Below are 14,387 nucleotides of genomic sequence, written 5' to 3' on the forward strand. Positions count from 1 at the left end.
ATTATTTCCTCAAATTCTAATCAGGATTTAGCAATAGGTAATCAGTTTCGCATACTATCTATTACCCATGACTAACTCTAAAAGTTATCTTTCTTAAATTTTATTTATTTTTATTTACATTTAGTCTTTGTTACTTTGCCCTCTTTGCGCCTTTGGGATTTTTACCCCCAAAATAATTGCGCAACCCTTATATAGTCTAGAGGAACTCATACCGTTGAATAGTCTCTGGCTGAAACTGACGCAGAATTTTAGTGCCTAGCTCTGTCAAACTCTCGGATCCCTGAACAACAATTAAGTATTTTCCCTCATTCAGACGGTTGCGATAAGGCAATGCATCACCACTACCAAGACTCAACCCAACCCCACCTCCAACGAAAACGCTACCCATTGCTGCTGCGATCGCACCAAATACCCCTCCCAGGAGATGATTACCAATTTCACTAGAGAAGCCAAACAGTTTTATTTCAGTTAGCACATTGAACAGATAACCCGCCGCAAATCCAAAGGGAAGCAACCAATATGCCATTCGTCGGGCTCCCTTGATTCCCTGTTGTTTGGGGTCAATGAATCCAAACTCATCAGCACTCTTATATCCTCTACCCAAGATACTTACTCGATCCATAGGTAACTCTTCTTTTTCCAAAGCAGTATAAGCTTCTTCTGCCTTAATGCGGTTGGGGAATACAGCAATCACATATTTCATCGCCACTTGTGCTGATTATGTAGATGTAAAGTTTACTTGAACTCTTTCTTGAGCTCGTTTTGAGCCCCCGCCTCAAGCACAGGGGCTTTCAAAGGTTAGAGTTTTGATAAATTTTCTATCAAAGATGGGGGAAACTTAAAATCTTTTAGATCAGTAGCTATCCAGGGATACCTTTGCAGTTAAGATAGCATACTGCGGTCAAAGCTACTGAATGTGAACAAATAGACCTGTTCAACTACATTTTTTTGTAGTTAAGTGCTATTGGATGATGGTTCATCTCTAGTACTCTTGGGGTTGATCTTAGTTTCCCATGGAATAGCTCCAGCACCGTGTGTATAGCCCATTAACCTATCTCCTGGTCATGTCTAAGGTTCTTGTTTCTGACTCAATTGATCAAGCTGGCATTGATATCCTTTCCCAAGTTGCTGAGGTTAATTTCAATCCGAATCTATCACCGGAAGAACTATTGACAATTATCCCAGACTATGATGCTCTGATGATTCGTTCTGGCACCCGCGTTACCCAAGAGGTAATTGAAGCGGGCAAGCAACTCAAGATCATCGGTCGTGCTGGTGTTGGGGTTGATAACGTCGATATCCCAGCAGCAACTCGTCATGGGATTGTAGTTGTTAACTCTCCGGAAGGGAATACTATAGCTGCAGCCGAACATGCCCTGGCGATGATGCTAGCCCTATCTCGCCATATCTCCGATGCCAATCAGTCAGTTAAAAGCAATAAGTGGCAGCGTAAGCTTTTTATTGGCACAGAAGTTTACAAAAAAACCCTTGGTGTAGTTGGCTTGGGTAAAATTGGCTCCCATGTAGCAACTGTCGCCCGAGCAATGGGAATGAAGTTGCTGGGCTATGACCCCTTCATTTCGGTAGAACGGGCGGAACAGCTAGGCTGTCGTTTAGTCGAGATGGATTTGCTGTTGCAGGAGTCTGATTACATCACATTGCATATCCCCAAAACTCCAGAAACCGCTCATCTGATTAATGACGAAGCCATTGCTAAGATGAAGCCAACTGCCCGAATTATCAACTGTGCCAGAGGAGGCATTATTGATGAAGAAGCTCTGGCTAAGGCACTAAAAGAGGGGAAGATTGCTGGTGCAGCATTGGATGTTTATGAATCAGAACCACTAGGAGAATCCCCCTTGCGTGAATTGGGGAAAGAAATAGTTTTGACCCCCCACCTAGGGGCATCTACCGCAGAAGCCCAAGTTAATGTTGCTGTTGATGTAGCCGAACAAATTCGGGATGTCCTCTTAGGCTTACCCGCCCGTTCAGCAGTTAATATTCCTGGATTGTCACCCAATGTGATTGAAAAACTCAGACCATACATGGAGTTGGCAGAAACTCTGGGTAAGCTAGTTGCTCAACTGGCGGGGGGACGCATTGAATTACTTGATGTCCGATTACAGGGAGAGTTAGCTACCAACGAAAGCCAACCCTTAGTGGTTGCTGCCCTCAAAGGCTTACTTTCCCAGGCACTGCGAGAGCGGGTAAACTATGTCAATGCATCCATTGAGGCAAAAGAGCGGGGCATTCGGGTAATTGAAACCAGGGATGCTTCGATGCGAGACTATTCTGGGTCCATACATCTATCAGCCACTGGTTCCATGGGGAAACATTCTGTAACGGGTGCTCTGTTGAATGATGGGGAAATCCACATTACCAGTATCGACGACTTCCCGATTAATGTTCCTCCCACTCACTATATGCTGTTTACCGTACACCGGGATATGCCGGGAATTATTGGTAAAATTGGCTCTCTGCTGGGTAGTTTTAATGTCAATATTGCCAGTATGCAGGTGGGTCGCAAAATTGTGCGGGGTGACGCAGTTATGGTTCTTAGTCTAGATGACCCCTTACCAGAGGGAGTTTTAACAGAGATTATGAAGGTGCCAGGGATCAGGGATGCTCACACGGTAACTTTATAAGTTAAGTACTGAATACGTTCAGTACTGAGTGCTGAGTGCTGAGTGCTGAATATGGGGAAAAGGTTATAGGTACAAACAATCTTGATCCTTAACGAAGGACCATGTATCTCCCCCTGCTGACTCCCCACTCTTAAACTCAGCACTCTCGACCTCGGAACTAAGATATGGCAAACAGCTGGTGGGAAATTCAAATTTTGTGCGACTCTGCCTTAGAGGATTTAATCTTCTGGCGACTAGAAAAGTTTGGTTGTCGAGGAATGTCCAGCCAGCTTAAGGGACATTCTCAACTAGTGCTTGCTCACTTACCCCAAATACAAGCACAGCTGTTGGATTTGGCAGCCCTTGCCCTTTGGGTAAATCAGGATGCCCTTACTGTAGGGCTGCCAGTACCGATAACTCGGTGGCACCTGATTGATGAGGAAGATTGGGCAAGTAGTTGGAAACAATACTGGGAACCCCAAGAAGTTGGCGATCGCTTTTTGATCTATCCCGCCTGGCTACCCTTACCAGACCCTTCCGAACGGATCTTGTTACGCCTTGATCCTGGAGCAGCATTTGGCACAGGTACCCATCCCACCACTCAGTTATGCCTGGAAGCATTAGAGATGCGTCTAGGCTTCGGTGATCAGGAGAATGTGGTAGTGGATATTGGTTGTGGTTCGGGAATTCTCTCCATTGCCTCGGTGTTGTTAGGGGCTAAAAAGGTCTATGGGGTGGATATTGACCCCTTAGCAGTGGGTGCTGCCCGCAACAACCGCTCTCTTAACAACATGTCTGACCAGGATCTGGTAGTAGAACAGGGTAGTCTAGAAACCTTGTCTAAGCTTACTAATGGTCAAGCAGTAGATGGAATCCTTTGCAATATTCTGGCAGAGGTGATTATTGATTTAATTCCACTAATGAATGCTATTGTGAAACCCACCAGCTGGGGAGTTATCAGTGGTGTATTATTAGATCAGGTTAAACCGATTGCTGATAGCCTAGAACAAAATAACTGGATTGTCGCCACCCTCTGGAAGCATCAGGATTGGTGTTGTTTTAATATTCGGCGTTCCTGATTAGTTATTCTTTATGCAAGTTGTTGGATAGCCAGTTGGATACGGGTGCCCACTGTTACATCGGTTTCAGTCTTGAACATTTGCGCTAAATGAGTTTTGATAGTCTCAGCCAGATCTGGATAGGTGACCACTACAGCAGTAGCTAGACCTTGCAATCCTACTACGGAAGAATAACGAACTACCCATTCTGTATCTTGGCAGGTTAGCAGTAGTGTTTTAAACGCTTGCTCTTGGGCAGCAGGAATTTTATCTTTAGGCATATCCTCCCAGTCCAGGCTGCCCAGACCTTTCGTAGCAGCTCGACGGACACTCATAGCAAAGTCACTTTCAGCAGCTTCAATTAAGGTATCGAAGGCTCTAGGATCGCCAATTGCTGCTAGTGCGCGGATTGCCCAGGCTCTACCTCCGTAGTTATAGTCATCAATTAGGTTTAGCAATTGCGCTACTGCTGTTTTACCTAATCCCACTAGCCCACCGGCAGCTACTCCTGCTGCACCTGGGTTATTGTAGCTAAGAACTGCAATTAAAGTGGGGATCGCAGCCTCTAAACGTGCATTAGCCAGGGCTTTTACTGCTTTTACTAAGTTATAGGCAGAATCTGCCTCTTCCACAGCTCGAATTAATTCTTGCTCTCGGGTTGTGTTGGTCATGAAGGGGTCTAATATCAAGTCTGGTTGAATACCGATAATCTAGGGGAGTGTGGGGAGATGGGGAGATGAGAAGATTTTTATTAAGGGTAATTATCCTGATATGATATAACCTTAAAAGTTGTTTGCCCTTTGGGTTTTATAGTGGTAGGTTTAAAGCAAAAGATAAAAGTATCAAAACCTACCAGTTTTGACGTAATGCTTCTATAAATAGTTAGATAAAATTTTAGATAAAATTATTTCATACTTGCTTCTTCATCTTTGATACTTTATCCTTCACACTTCATAGAAGACCATCGATCAAGTTTATAATTCTAATTGCCGTCTCCGATAGGTGGCAACCATCACTGGGATGGTTTTCTAAGTGATGCTCTAGAATTCCTTTGAGGGCGAGTAGCTTAAGATTATTTTCTGCCAAGGTCTGAGCGATCGCATCTGCTGCTGGTAAATAACCAATTGCCCCGAGATCCGAAAGAGCTGCCCGCCTCAGTAGCACTTGATCAACACTCAAAGCTTTGATTAAACGTTCAGCATAAGTAGGGTTTTGAGTTAGCTGGTACATCGCCCGTGCGGCGGCATACTGTTCCAACTCCTTAGGATGCTCTAGGAATAGTTCAATTAGGTTAATCGCTTCGATAGCACCAAGCTCCCCCAAGGCTTCGATCACGGCATTGTAAGGTTGTGTCAGGTGGGGACTTCCGGGTATAGGCTGGGCTGCTTCTAAACCTCCGTCTAGGAGTTTGATCAGCTTGGGAATACAGGAACGATCCCCTAACATCCCTAAAGACTGTGCCGCTGCTTCCCTAACATAAAAATCGGAGCAGTCTAAACAATTAATCAGCGCAGGCACAGCTCGATGGTCTCCTAGTTTGCCCAGGGCCCTGGCAGCATTCCGGCGCAGAGGATATCCTCCTAATTCTGTCTGGTTGTCCTGATCCTCTAGCGCAGCGATTAGGGCATCAATTGCCAGTGGTTCCCGGACTCGGAACTTTCCTAGCCACCATGCTGCATAATAGCGAAGCCCCTGGTCGTTTCCTTTTAGATTTGCGATCGCTTGCTCTACAGTTAACGAATCAGAGTTATCAGTCTCAACAGAATTTTCAAGACTAGGCTGCAACATTTAAACTTCTTAATTTAAACGTATTAAGTTTCATTTTAATTACTTTTTTGATCAGGGAGGATAAGACTCAATTAAATCTCCTGTCTCCTCAAAAAACCTGCCAATTTATTACATCGAACTCAGGTAATGGAACCTTCCTAGATAGACAAGCCAGATACACAAACTGTATAGACAAAACAATGCCCGGAAAGGTCAGCAGATGCTAGTTTTTGCTAACACCTGCTGACCTTTCCAGGCCAAAAGAGCAATTAGCTCAGGGCGTTAATAGCGTAGTCAATGTAGTTATTTGCCTCATTAGCAGGCTGACCAGTTAAACCATGGTTAGCCTTGATGTACTTGAGGGCTTCGATGTACCAGCTCGGAGACAGCTCGAAGGTACGGTTGATTTCATCTAAACCAGCAATCAAGTACTCATCCATCGGTCCAGTACCACCAGCGACTAGGCAGTAAGTAACCATACGCAGATAGTAACCGATATCACGGGAGCATTTTGCTTTACCTGTATTGTCAGATGAGTAGTTTGATCCAGGCATGCTAGTGGTGTAAGGGAATTTATTATACACCGCTTGGGCTGCACCTTCAGTCAAGGTTGAGGCTTTAGCAGTTAAGGCTTTTGCCGCTTCTAAGCAAGCTGTAGCCCGCTGGAATCGACCGAAGGCAGTCTGGATTTCTGTATTACTTAAAAAACGACCTTGAGCGTCAGCAGCAGCGACGGCTTCTGTAAGCGGGGTTTTCATGGTCTAGGTATCTCCCTAATATTTTGTCAAGTTTTCAAAAACGTTTGAAGTTGTGATTGTTAGACAGCAAGTGATATGCCGATACTTTTTAGCTACCAAAGTCTACCAAAGGCAGACCTTAGCTCGCCAATGCAAGATGCAATAGCATCCAGGGGGTATCTCCCAAAGCTCTGACGGAATATCCCGCAAGCGCCATAAAAATGTCAAAACAGTTGGTTCCACCGGGATAGAGAGCGCAACTATTAAACCCTTGGTTTTCGGCTTTAATTTAAGTTACATAATAATCCCTGTCAGTGTTACCCTAATTTAGGTCTAACAAATCATAACAGTTTTTGGTAGACTCTGCGACATTTTCGATGAGCTTTTACTAACCTTCAGTTTTTTAGGCAACCGCACCAGCTGCCTTATCGAAGTAGCTGGAAATTTCAGCCATCAGAGAGGTGCAATCACCAGGGGTGATGCCATTGGAGTCGTTAGCGATCGCAATCGCAGCGTCCTTCATCTTTTCTACACCCACTGCCACTGAAGCACCAGGAGTTCCCAGAGCTAGGTAGGTTTCCCGCAGACCATTCAGGCAGCGGTCTTCCAGCACACTAGCATCACCAGCAAAAATGGCGTAAGTTACATAGCGCAGGATAATTTCCATATCGCGTAAGCAAGCAGCCATCCGACGGCTGGTGTAGGCATTACCACCAGGATTGATCAACTGGGGTTGCTCAGCAAACAGGGAGCGAGCCGCGTTAGCCACAATGGTGGAAGAGTTGCTGGTAATGCGATTAACTGCATCCATCCGCTTGTTGCTGTCCTTCACCATAGCGCTAAGAGCACTTAGTTGGTCAGCACTAATGTATTGACCCTGGGCATCAGCCTGCGAAACAAGCTTAGTAAACGCATCAAACATTGACGGAATCTCCTAGGTTAGTTGGTTTTGTTTCAAAACGGGCTTCAGTTAAACAGACTCAGACTGAATCAAACTGAATCAAGCAGTTTGAAACGGGAAAGGCATAGAACATGCTCCAGCCACAGCTAATACTCCTATCTCTCTTTTTTGGTCTTTGTCCTAGTGTTTGTCCCATAAGTTGGGTTCAAAACGGATCGTTAATAAAAATTACAAAACTTCACGTTCTGGTGAGAGACCTAGGAATGCTGTGTGTCAACCGGTTGGTTGGCTTTCGCCTGTCACTATTTACCCTTCAGGTAACTTTTATACAATGATGTCGAGCCTTTATTCGTTACATCTTGTTAAGAGTTTAAGATTTTTTTATGTCTGATTGCAACGGCAGATCAGAACTGGCTTGCTATGGCGACCCTGTGGATTCGCTCCACCTTGGTGCTGGAAGCCTCTTGGTTGATTACTTCCTGCTCAAGACACAGCTAAGCTGTTTACTCCAGCTAATTGGTCTAGCCGTTAGCAGGTTAGTAACATTTCTTATCAAACCTACACTCACAGCTACAGGCTGATAATACCCCAGGCGGCTAAGGCGATCGCAATTGTTCCCCCAAGTAAGACTACAGCTCCTGCCTTAGTGAGTACTCCTGCTACAAAGCGCACTGAGGCAGGAGGATAATAGGTTTTGAAACCAATTGGTTGGTATTTGAAGTAACCCAGCTGTTGCAGTTGAGTGCGATAGTCTTCCCCATAACGAGGCATCCGGGCAAAGGGTAGATCGCCTTGAGTACGCTGGGCTATGATCCGTCGCCGCTGATAAGGCACGGTGTGATCACCAAAGTTTTCCAGGTACTCGTCGCTACCGAGCAGAGTATCAATAAAGTTTTGTAACCCTTTGGTAGCTAGAACTATTGACCAGGCTAACTTCTCCCGCTCGCTGTAGACATCACGCCCCAAGATGCGTTGTACACACATCTGGACAAAACGGTAGTTGTTGTTAGCCTGATAATTGCGCTGCCAAAAAGGTTCAGATGTTGCTAGACCACGAATGAAGTCGCGCACCGTGATTTGACCAAACCTCAGCTGTGATTCTAAAAAGGTTTGGCGGTTGCTTTTGAGAATCTGTTGTTCATTAAAAATCTGACCATAGGCTGCCCTAATCAAATCATCCATTTCTGATGGAGAGAGCAGATTAGCTGTAGTGTATAGTTTCGGCTGCTCATCTCCGGACACCTCATATCCAGCGACCCGCTGATTTTGGCTTGAGGGCGGATACTCTAGCAAAGGAATTGTCATTAATCACCTCTATGATCGTAAACCTCAGTCACAATCACACATTAGGGGATTAGGTTCATACAAGCCTAACTTTTTTAAAGGTTCTTAATTAAAAGACATAATTTGTTATTTTAGCGACCTATGAAGTATTAAGTATTACGTAAGCTTTCGCGCATTAAAACAACCTTGTCTTGATGCAAAGCACGAGTGGGGAGGGGCTGAATCAAGACAAGGATTTGAGATATATCAAAAAAATTTGTTTCTGGCTACTGTTGCGCTTTTGAGATCATGGCTAGGGGCCTGGCTAAGCTCTTTCACCTTTAGTTAAAAATTCTAAAATTTAGGAGTATCGAGTCAGGAGCTTCGAGTCATAATAAATAGATTCAAAATCAATTATTTACCAGTTCATTGGCAATTAATCAGAGTTTTATCAACAATAAAATTCTGTATTATTCCCATCAATTCTGTAGTCTTGTCCTGACTTATGACTCGAAGATACTGACTCCTGACTCCTGAAAAAACTAACCACTTTCTTACATCGAACTGAGGTTAATTTTTAACATCCTAAGCTTAAACTTTTGCCAGCTTCCGCTCTAGATCAAATAAGAAACCATGGATGTACTCCTCAGTCCATTCACTGCCATAAAATCTCTGAAACATACCACGAGCTGGATCTTTTTCAGCACGATAACCCAGATAACGCAGTTGAGCTTCCTTGATGGCTTTGAGATGCTCAGAATCGGTAATTAGTTCTGCCTGATCCACAAAATCCAAGTAAGCTGTCAGATAGTCCTTGAACGCAGCAAACACCCGATTTTCCACTACGTCGGTTTCCTTAGGGCGTGTCCACAGGAAAGCTGGGGAAAAGAACGGTGTTGCTTCCTCAGGAAAGTCTCCTCCCCAAGGCAAATGCTGTTGATGGGCCTTGAAAATCGGTAGGATAGGTTCGGTGTAACGAGCTTGATAGGCTGGGTCATCCCGGAACAGGGGCTGCATATCCAAGGCAATCAGATGTCCACCAGGTAAGGTGACTAAGTCAGCGCCGAAGAAGGGGAGGTCATAGTTGAGGTGGGGGAAGATCACAAAGTTGAGTACCTGTAATGCTGCTCCCCCCTGGACGTGAGCCGCTCGAATTTGTCTGATTTTGGGTGCAGCAAAGGCATAACTAGTGGTCAGGACATCTTGCTGCTTTTTCCCTTTCCCCACTGTTGCGAATTTGCTTTCAAACCCAGGGGGAATGGGATAAGGCTGTAGATCAAGGCGCTCTTTTAGATATGCGATCGCGTAGTCTAGAAACGGCTGATAGAGAGTCATGTTTGGCTTTGACTAACGGCTAAAGGCATGGCATTTTCAAATAAGAACTCATATAAGAACTGCTCTGCCCACTCGGGACCAAAGTAGCTGCTGAACAGACCATGGGCTGGGTCTCTGTCGGCACTATACTGGTCGTAGTCTTTCTGTGCCTTAACAATGCGCTCAATATCTTCTGGCTCAGTTAGAGGCTCAGCTTGCTCCACCATTTGCCAATATAACGCCAAGTAGTCTTTGTAAGCCTCAAAGACTTCTGTTTTCACTGTCTCTAGGGAATCGATTTTGGCAAACAGTAGATACTTAGAGAAGTATTGGTTGGCATCGTAAAACTTCATTTCTAAGTTTTGTGCCAAGTCCTGATAGCGATCGCGAATGACTCGCATCGGTTCAATGTATTTTTCCTGATACGCTTCATCCCTAAACAATGGCTGAAAGTCTAGAACCACCAGGATCTTCTTTTTGCCAAAGGCTAAGAAGTCAATCCCTAGCAAAGGGATATCGTAACAGTGACTGGGATACATCACACTGTTAAAGACTTGAGAGACTGGTCCAACATCCATGTAGGTATAGCGAATCTTCCGCAATTCCGGGCATTGGTAACACCAGCTTTGAATAATCGCCCGATGTTTAGCGCGATCGCTTACCTGGCGTTCTAAGCCTGGGGGAATTGGTTGACTGCTTAAATCAAACCGCTTGAATAGCTCTTTTTCCAGATAGTCCAGGAAAGGCTGATACATTTATATTGCTCGTATACATAGTAAAACCCTTACTGAGCATAGAGTATCGCGATACTTCCTGTCTCATTTCTCCCAGACAAAGAAATAATCGTTAACATTTGGCTGATCTAACCTTTGCCTAACCTAAGATTTGCCTGACTCAGCCCCCCAATTCCCATCCGCAAATCTACCTAAGGGGAAGCGTAAGCATTTAGCATTCAACATTCAGCTAATCTGCTAGGGGAACAGCTTTTGAATAAAACAGGTAAGCATTGGTTTAATCTCAGTGAAGTCACAGGCTGGAAGCCTGTGCCACAAAGCTGACTGCTGACCGCTGACCACTGAATGCTTAAGGGGAAGCTTTCCTTGCCATTCTGTCAAAGCATTAGCAAGGAAAGCGCTGCCAGTCAATAGGGATTACTTAAAAGCTAATCGTTATTGTGTTATCTGGCAAGGTACTTCATCAAAACTTTGCAAACTCACTAGTCAAATGTACTGAAAATCCCAGTTTTTTCTGTAAGTAGTAAGTAAATAGTAATCAATTACTGAATAGATTACTGAATAGATTATTTTAATTAATTACCGTTGAGCCGTAATTCGCTAATTTTCCCTTCAAAATGGGAGAATTACAGTCTTACGTGCCATTAAATCCGCCACATGTATAATGGCGGTTTCCACTTTTGAGCGAATTTTTAGATTAACTTTGGATGATGACTTTAACCCCATTAACTACTATAGCATCAGTATCGATAACTAACCGAGAATTCCAGACTAAACCAGAACTCCAGTTACTCCTCTACTGTGTCCGAACCAGCATCGACGAAGCGACTGCTAAGTTTATCAAACGTTTACTGCTTGAGCAAGACATCGACTGGACTTATCTCCTCAAAACAGCTCGCCGTCAGAAAGTCTTACCGCTGCTGTACCATAGTCTCAAAAATACCTGCCCAGACCTGGTTCCCCAGAACATCCTCAAACAACTCCGAAATTATTTCCAGCACTTAGTTGTACACAACACATTTCTAACTGAGAAACTACTCAAGCTCCTGACTCTTCTAGAGACACACGGCATTTCTGCTATCCCCTTCAAAGGGGCTACCCTTGCTGTTTCAGTTTACGGCAATGTGGGGCTGCGGCAGTTTGGTGACTTAGACATCCTGGTTGATAAGCACGACATCCCCAGAGTTAAAGAATTACTCCTGTCTCAAGGGTATGAATTGCAAAAAGACCTAGGCTGGGAGTATCACTTTGTAGATCAAAAGAGTCGAGTCTGTATTGACCTTCACCAGGGGATTGTACCCGATTTATTCTGTTTGCCATTAGATTTTGAGTATTTGCGATCGCATCTTCAGCCTCTATCTCTTGCTGGTAAGACAGTATCTACTATCTCGCCAGAACAGATGCTGTTAATTCTCTGTGTGCAATTGGGCAAAGACTGTTGTCACTGGAGTGTACGTCTGGCTCAGTTATGCGACGTTGCTGAACTACTCCGTACTCATCCCCAGTTAGATTGGCGCAGAGTACTGGCCGAGGCTCAAAAGCTTGGTTGTGAACGCATGCTCTTGCTTGACCTTTGCCTAGTCAGGGATTTGCTGGGAGTCACGTTGCCACAGATAGTCTTAAATAAATTGCAAGCCCAACCAGTCTCCCAATCCCTCGCTATCCAAGTACGATCACAGCTTTTCCGTGACCTTGAAGTGGGTCCTAAGCTCTCAGAAGCAAAAGGGTTTTGGGCTTTTTTCTTGTCCTACAATCATCGCTTCTACTTCAGCATGAGAGAGCGTCTCCATGACAGAGTGATGTACTGTCTCCATTGGTTAAAAAACAGTTTGTTTGTTATCTTGATGCCGAACGAAGCGGATTGGGACTTACTCTCCCTGCCTAGAGTGCTGGCTTTCCTGTATTATCCAATCCATATAATACGGCTGTTAATTAAGCATGGCATACAACCAATGTTAAGAACTCATAACGAGCCGCACTCCTTGTGATACCGAGTTACATTCAAAGATAGTAGATTGGTTGGATAGGGAGATGGGGAGATGGGGAGATGGGGAGATTGGGGGAAGAGAATGTTGTACGTTTGAGCGCAACTTGGTATGAAATTTTTATCTGTGATTTTTATTAGAAAACCTAACACTGAAAATTCCGCCAAAAAGCGAGCGGAGATGAAAGTGACTAGCGACTTTAGTCGCCTAGAAAACTTTTAGCAAAAAGTTGACACTTTTCTAGCGCCAGAGTATACTAAAAGTATAGGGTACAGGTTGAAAAACCGAGGTGCAACCGGAAGAGAGATCCGCCACTGCTTGACCTTAAAAGAATAATGCCCAGAGGGTAGGGAAAATCCTCTTTAAAAACCCAATCGTTAATTAACAGTTAACGTGTGAACCCAGAAAAATCACGTTTTGAAAAAAAACGGTACGGTGGGGCACACCGGAACTTGAGGAAAATGGAAGCAACGGACTATGCACATGCACTTCCAACGTAAAAAGTACTCGAACGCAATCGCGAGAATCGCCCTCTGGGTCTGTCGTAAATTGACTAAAAACTTGGTCTTGACGGGTTTTTGGTTTAAGTACTGTCCTATTTTTGACGGCGTTAAAAATAGGAATACGGCGGTTTAAGGCGGCTCGTTGATCTAGGAATCCCCGCTCTTTCAAGGCGGGGAGTGTCAAATAGGATTTTTCAGCATTATTAGGTAAATTCAATGTCTTGATGCAGCGCGGTCTTGGGGGTTCCCCCCACAGGTAGGCGCTGCTTTGCTACTCCCTACTCCCTACTCCCTACTCCCTACTCCCTACTCCCTAAATCTGTTCACCAAACCAATGCTCTAGAGAGAACTATCTAAAGCAGCAGCTACCACCCGATGCTCTTGATCCTTCATGAGTTCTGCCAATGCTGCTTTAGCATCGGGGGAATCAAATCGTTTTAGGGCACGAGCAACATGCATCCGAATACGCCACCATTGTGAATCTTTCAGAGCCAGCATTTGTTGCAATGCCTCAGTTTCCTTAACAGTACCAGCCAGTAACCCTAGGGCATCAATTCCTGCTTCTCGAACAGTTGGGTCTTCCCCTGCTAAGGCGCAAATACAAATACTATAGAGTTCTTCTGGACAAGACATTTCCACCAAAGCAGCAAGAATGCTACGGCGCACCAGCCAGTGATCATCCTGTTGAAAGGTAGTGACCAGATGAGATATTGACACGTCTCCATACTTAGACAAGGAATTGGAAGCTTCTGCCCTTACATTGGGATCTGTATCAAATTGCATCAAATTTAACAACGCAGCATAGGACTCGTCACTCCGTTTATTCCCCAGTCCCATGGCCACAAAGGAGCGCACTAAAAACTCTGGATCCTTGAGTTTACTTGTAAGTAGGGGAACAGCTACATCTGAACCATACTCTCTCAAAGCAGTAAGTGCCCTGAGGCGATCCTGAGCATTTGGACTTTTGAGAGAGATTTCGATTTGGCGGATGTCCATAGCACTACAGAGCCAGCTTTTTTACATTTCTTAACAGCTTTAATCAAAGATTATCATAATTGAGTATACTGCTGTAAAGTGAACTAGCCCTTGCACAGTTCGCCTAAAATCTTCTTAAATCTCTGCATAACTACTTAACTAAAAATTATGCATAGATTAGACGACTTAGTTCCTATGGGAGAGGCCGCTAAGGTTAGGGGTGTCAGCATGGAAAAAATCCTGGCTTACGCAACCACAGCTAAACAAACCTATACTCAGGTCATTCCTGTGGTTGCCTGCCAGGATGAGTCTCAGATTTTAGAGATTATGGGACTTTGTGGAACTGCCAGAGCATTGACCTATAACAAATTAGGTTCGTTGCAAGGTTGGGGGCTTAACTGGGTGCGGCTCGTTCCAACTAGGAGCCTTCAGCGACTGAAGGGGTATGAGTTGGGGACTTGCGCAGGATAAAACCTGAAAAGTCTAACTACCTATCGGATGCAGGTGAAAGCCCTGCCTATGAGGA

Annotated in this window: 13 protein-coding genes; 4 read left to right on the forward strand and 9 right to left on the reverse strand. The window is 44.6% G+C overall.

Annotated features, from left to right (window positions below; all coding sequences use genetic code 11):
• Nucleotides 1-196 precede the first annotated feature (196 nt).
• Nucleotides 197-703 (reverse strand): hypothetical protein, encoded by a 507-nt coding sequence (locus F6J99_RS09495; protein WP_293112719.1) that lies wholly within the window; start codon nucleotides 701-703, stop codon nucleotides 197-199.
• Between the two features lie 361 nt (nucleotides 704-1,064).
• Between F6J99_RS09495 and serA the strand changes: the two genes are divergently transcribed.
• Both serA and prmA read left to right on the forward strand, forming a co-directional pair.
• Entirely contained in the window at nucleotides 1,065-2,645 is a 1,581-nt protein-coding gene (serA, locus tag F6J99_RS09500) for a phosphoglycerate dehydrogenase (protein WP_293112706.1), read from the forward strand.
• A 164-nt stretch (nucleotides 2,646-2,809) separates the two neighbouring features.
• Nucleotides 2,810-3,703 (forward strand): 50S ribosomal protein L11 methyltransferase, encoded by an 894-nt coding sequence (prmA, locus tag F6J99_RS09505; protein ID WP_293112707.1) that lies wholly within the window; start codon nucleotides 2,810-2,812, stop codon nucleotides 3,701-3,703.
• A gap of 11 nt (nucleotides 3,704-3,714) precedes the next feature.
• On the opposite strand, the gene F6J99_RS09510 is transcribed toward prmA, so the two are convergent.
• The 7 genes from F6J99_RS09510 to F6J99_RS09540 form a co-directional block, all read right to left on the reverse strand.
• Nucleotides 3,715-4,353 carry a HEAT repeat domain-containing protein gene (locus tag F6J99_RS09510; protein WP_293112708.1) on the reverse strand — a complete coding sequence of 213 codons (639 nt, stop codon included), beginning with the start codon at nucleotides 4,351-4,353 and terminating at the stop codon, nucleotides 3,715-3,717.
• A 280-nt stretch (nucleotides 4,354-4,633) separates the two neighbouring features.
• On the reverse strand, nucleotides 4,634-5,470 hold the full coding sequence (locus F6J99_RS09515) for a HEAT repeat domain-containing protein (protein ID WP_293112709.1): 837 nt from the start codon (nucleotides 5,468-5,470) through the stop codon (nucleotides 4,634-4,636).
• Between the two features lie 248 nt (nucleotides 5,471-5,718).
• The gene (gene cpcA / locus F6J99_RS09520; protein ID WP_293112710.1) at nucleotides 5,719-6,207 is read right to left on the reverse strand and encodes a phycocyanin subunit alpha; all 489 of its coding nucleotides are present in this window, start codon (nucleotides 6,205-6,207) and stop codon (nucleotides 5,719-5,721) included.
• 382 nt (nucleotides 6,208-6,589) lie between these two features.
• Entirely contained in the window at nucleotides 6,590-7,108 is a 519-nt protein-coding gene (locus F6J99_RS09525) for a phycocyanin subunit beta (RefSeq protein ID WP_293112711.1), read from the reverse strand.
• A 549-nt stretch (nucleotides 7,109-7,657) separates the two neighbouring features.
• On the reverse strand, nucleotides 7,658-8,392 hold the full coding sequence (locus F6J99_RS09530) for a phycobilisome rod-core linker polypeptide (RefSeq protein WP_293112712.1): 735 nt from the start codon (nucleotides 8,390-8,392) through the stop codon (nucleotides 7,658-7,660).
• Nucleotides 8,393-8,941: 549 nt separating this feature from the next.
• Complete coding sequence (locus F6J99_RS09535) at nucleotides 8,942-9,685, reverse strand: phycoerythrobilin:ferredoxin oxidoreductase (RefSeq protein ID WP_293112713.1); 744 nt, start codon at nucleotides 9,683-9,685, stop codon at nucleotides 8,942-8,944.
• The gene (locus tag F6J99_RS09540) at nucleotides 9,682-10,419 is read right to left on the reverse strand and encodes a 15,16-dihydrobiliverdin:ferredoxin oxidoreductase (protein WP_293112714.1); all 738 of its coding nucleotides are present in this window, start codon (nucleotides 10,417-10,419) and stop codon (nucleotides 9,682-9,684) included. Before F6J99_RS09540 ends, F6J99_RS09535 begins: the two co-directional genes overlap by 4 nt.
• A gap of 689 nt (nucleotides 10,420-11,108) precedes the next feature.
• On the opposite strand from F6J99_RS09540, the gene F6J99_RS09545 reads away from it, so the two are divergent.
• Nucleotides 11,109-12,386 (forward strand): nucleotidyltransferase family protein, encoded by a 1,278-nt coding sequence (locus F6J99_RS09545; RefSeq protein ID WP_293112715.1) that lies wholly within the window; start codon nucleotides 11,109-11,111, stop codon nucleotides 12,384-12,386.
• An 839-nt stretch (nucleotides 12,387-13,225) separates the two neighbouring features.
• Here F6J99_RS09545 and F6J99_RS09550 read toward each other — a convergent pair.
• Nucleotides 13,226-13,882, reverse strand: a complete 657-nt coding sequence (locus tag F6J99_RS09550; RefSeq protein WP_293112716.1) for a HEAT repeat domain-containing protein — start codon at nucleotides 13,880-13,882, stop codon at nucleotides 13,226-13,228.
• 147 nt (nucleotides 13,883-14,029) lie between these two features.
• Between F6J99_RS09550 and F6J99_RS09555 the strand changes: the two genes are divergently transcribed.
• The gene (locus F6J99_RS09555; RefSeq protein ID WP_293112717.1) at nucleotides 14,030-14,332 is read left to right on the forward strand and encodes a hypothetical protein; all 303 of its coding nucleotides are present in this window, start codon (nucleotides 14,030-14,032) and stop codon (nucleotides 14,330-14,332) included.
• The last annotated feature ends 55 nt before the right edge of the window (nucleotides 14,333-14,387 follow it).

Origin of the sequence: Moorena sp. SIO4G3 (assembly GCF_010692305.1) — a bacterium.
Classification (GTDB): Bacteria; Cyanobacteriota; Cyanobacteriia; order Cyanobacteriales; family Coleofasciculaceae; genus Moorena; species Moorena producens_A.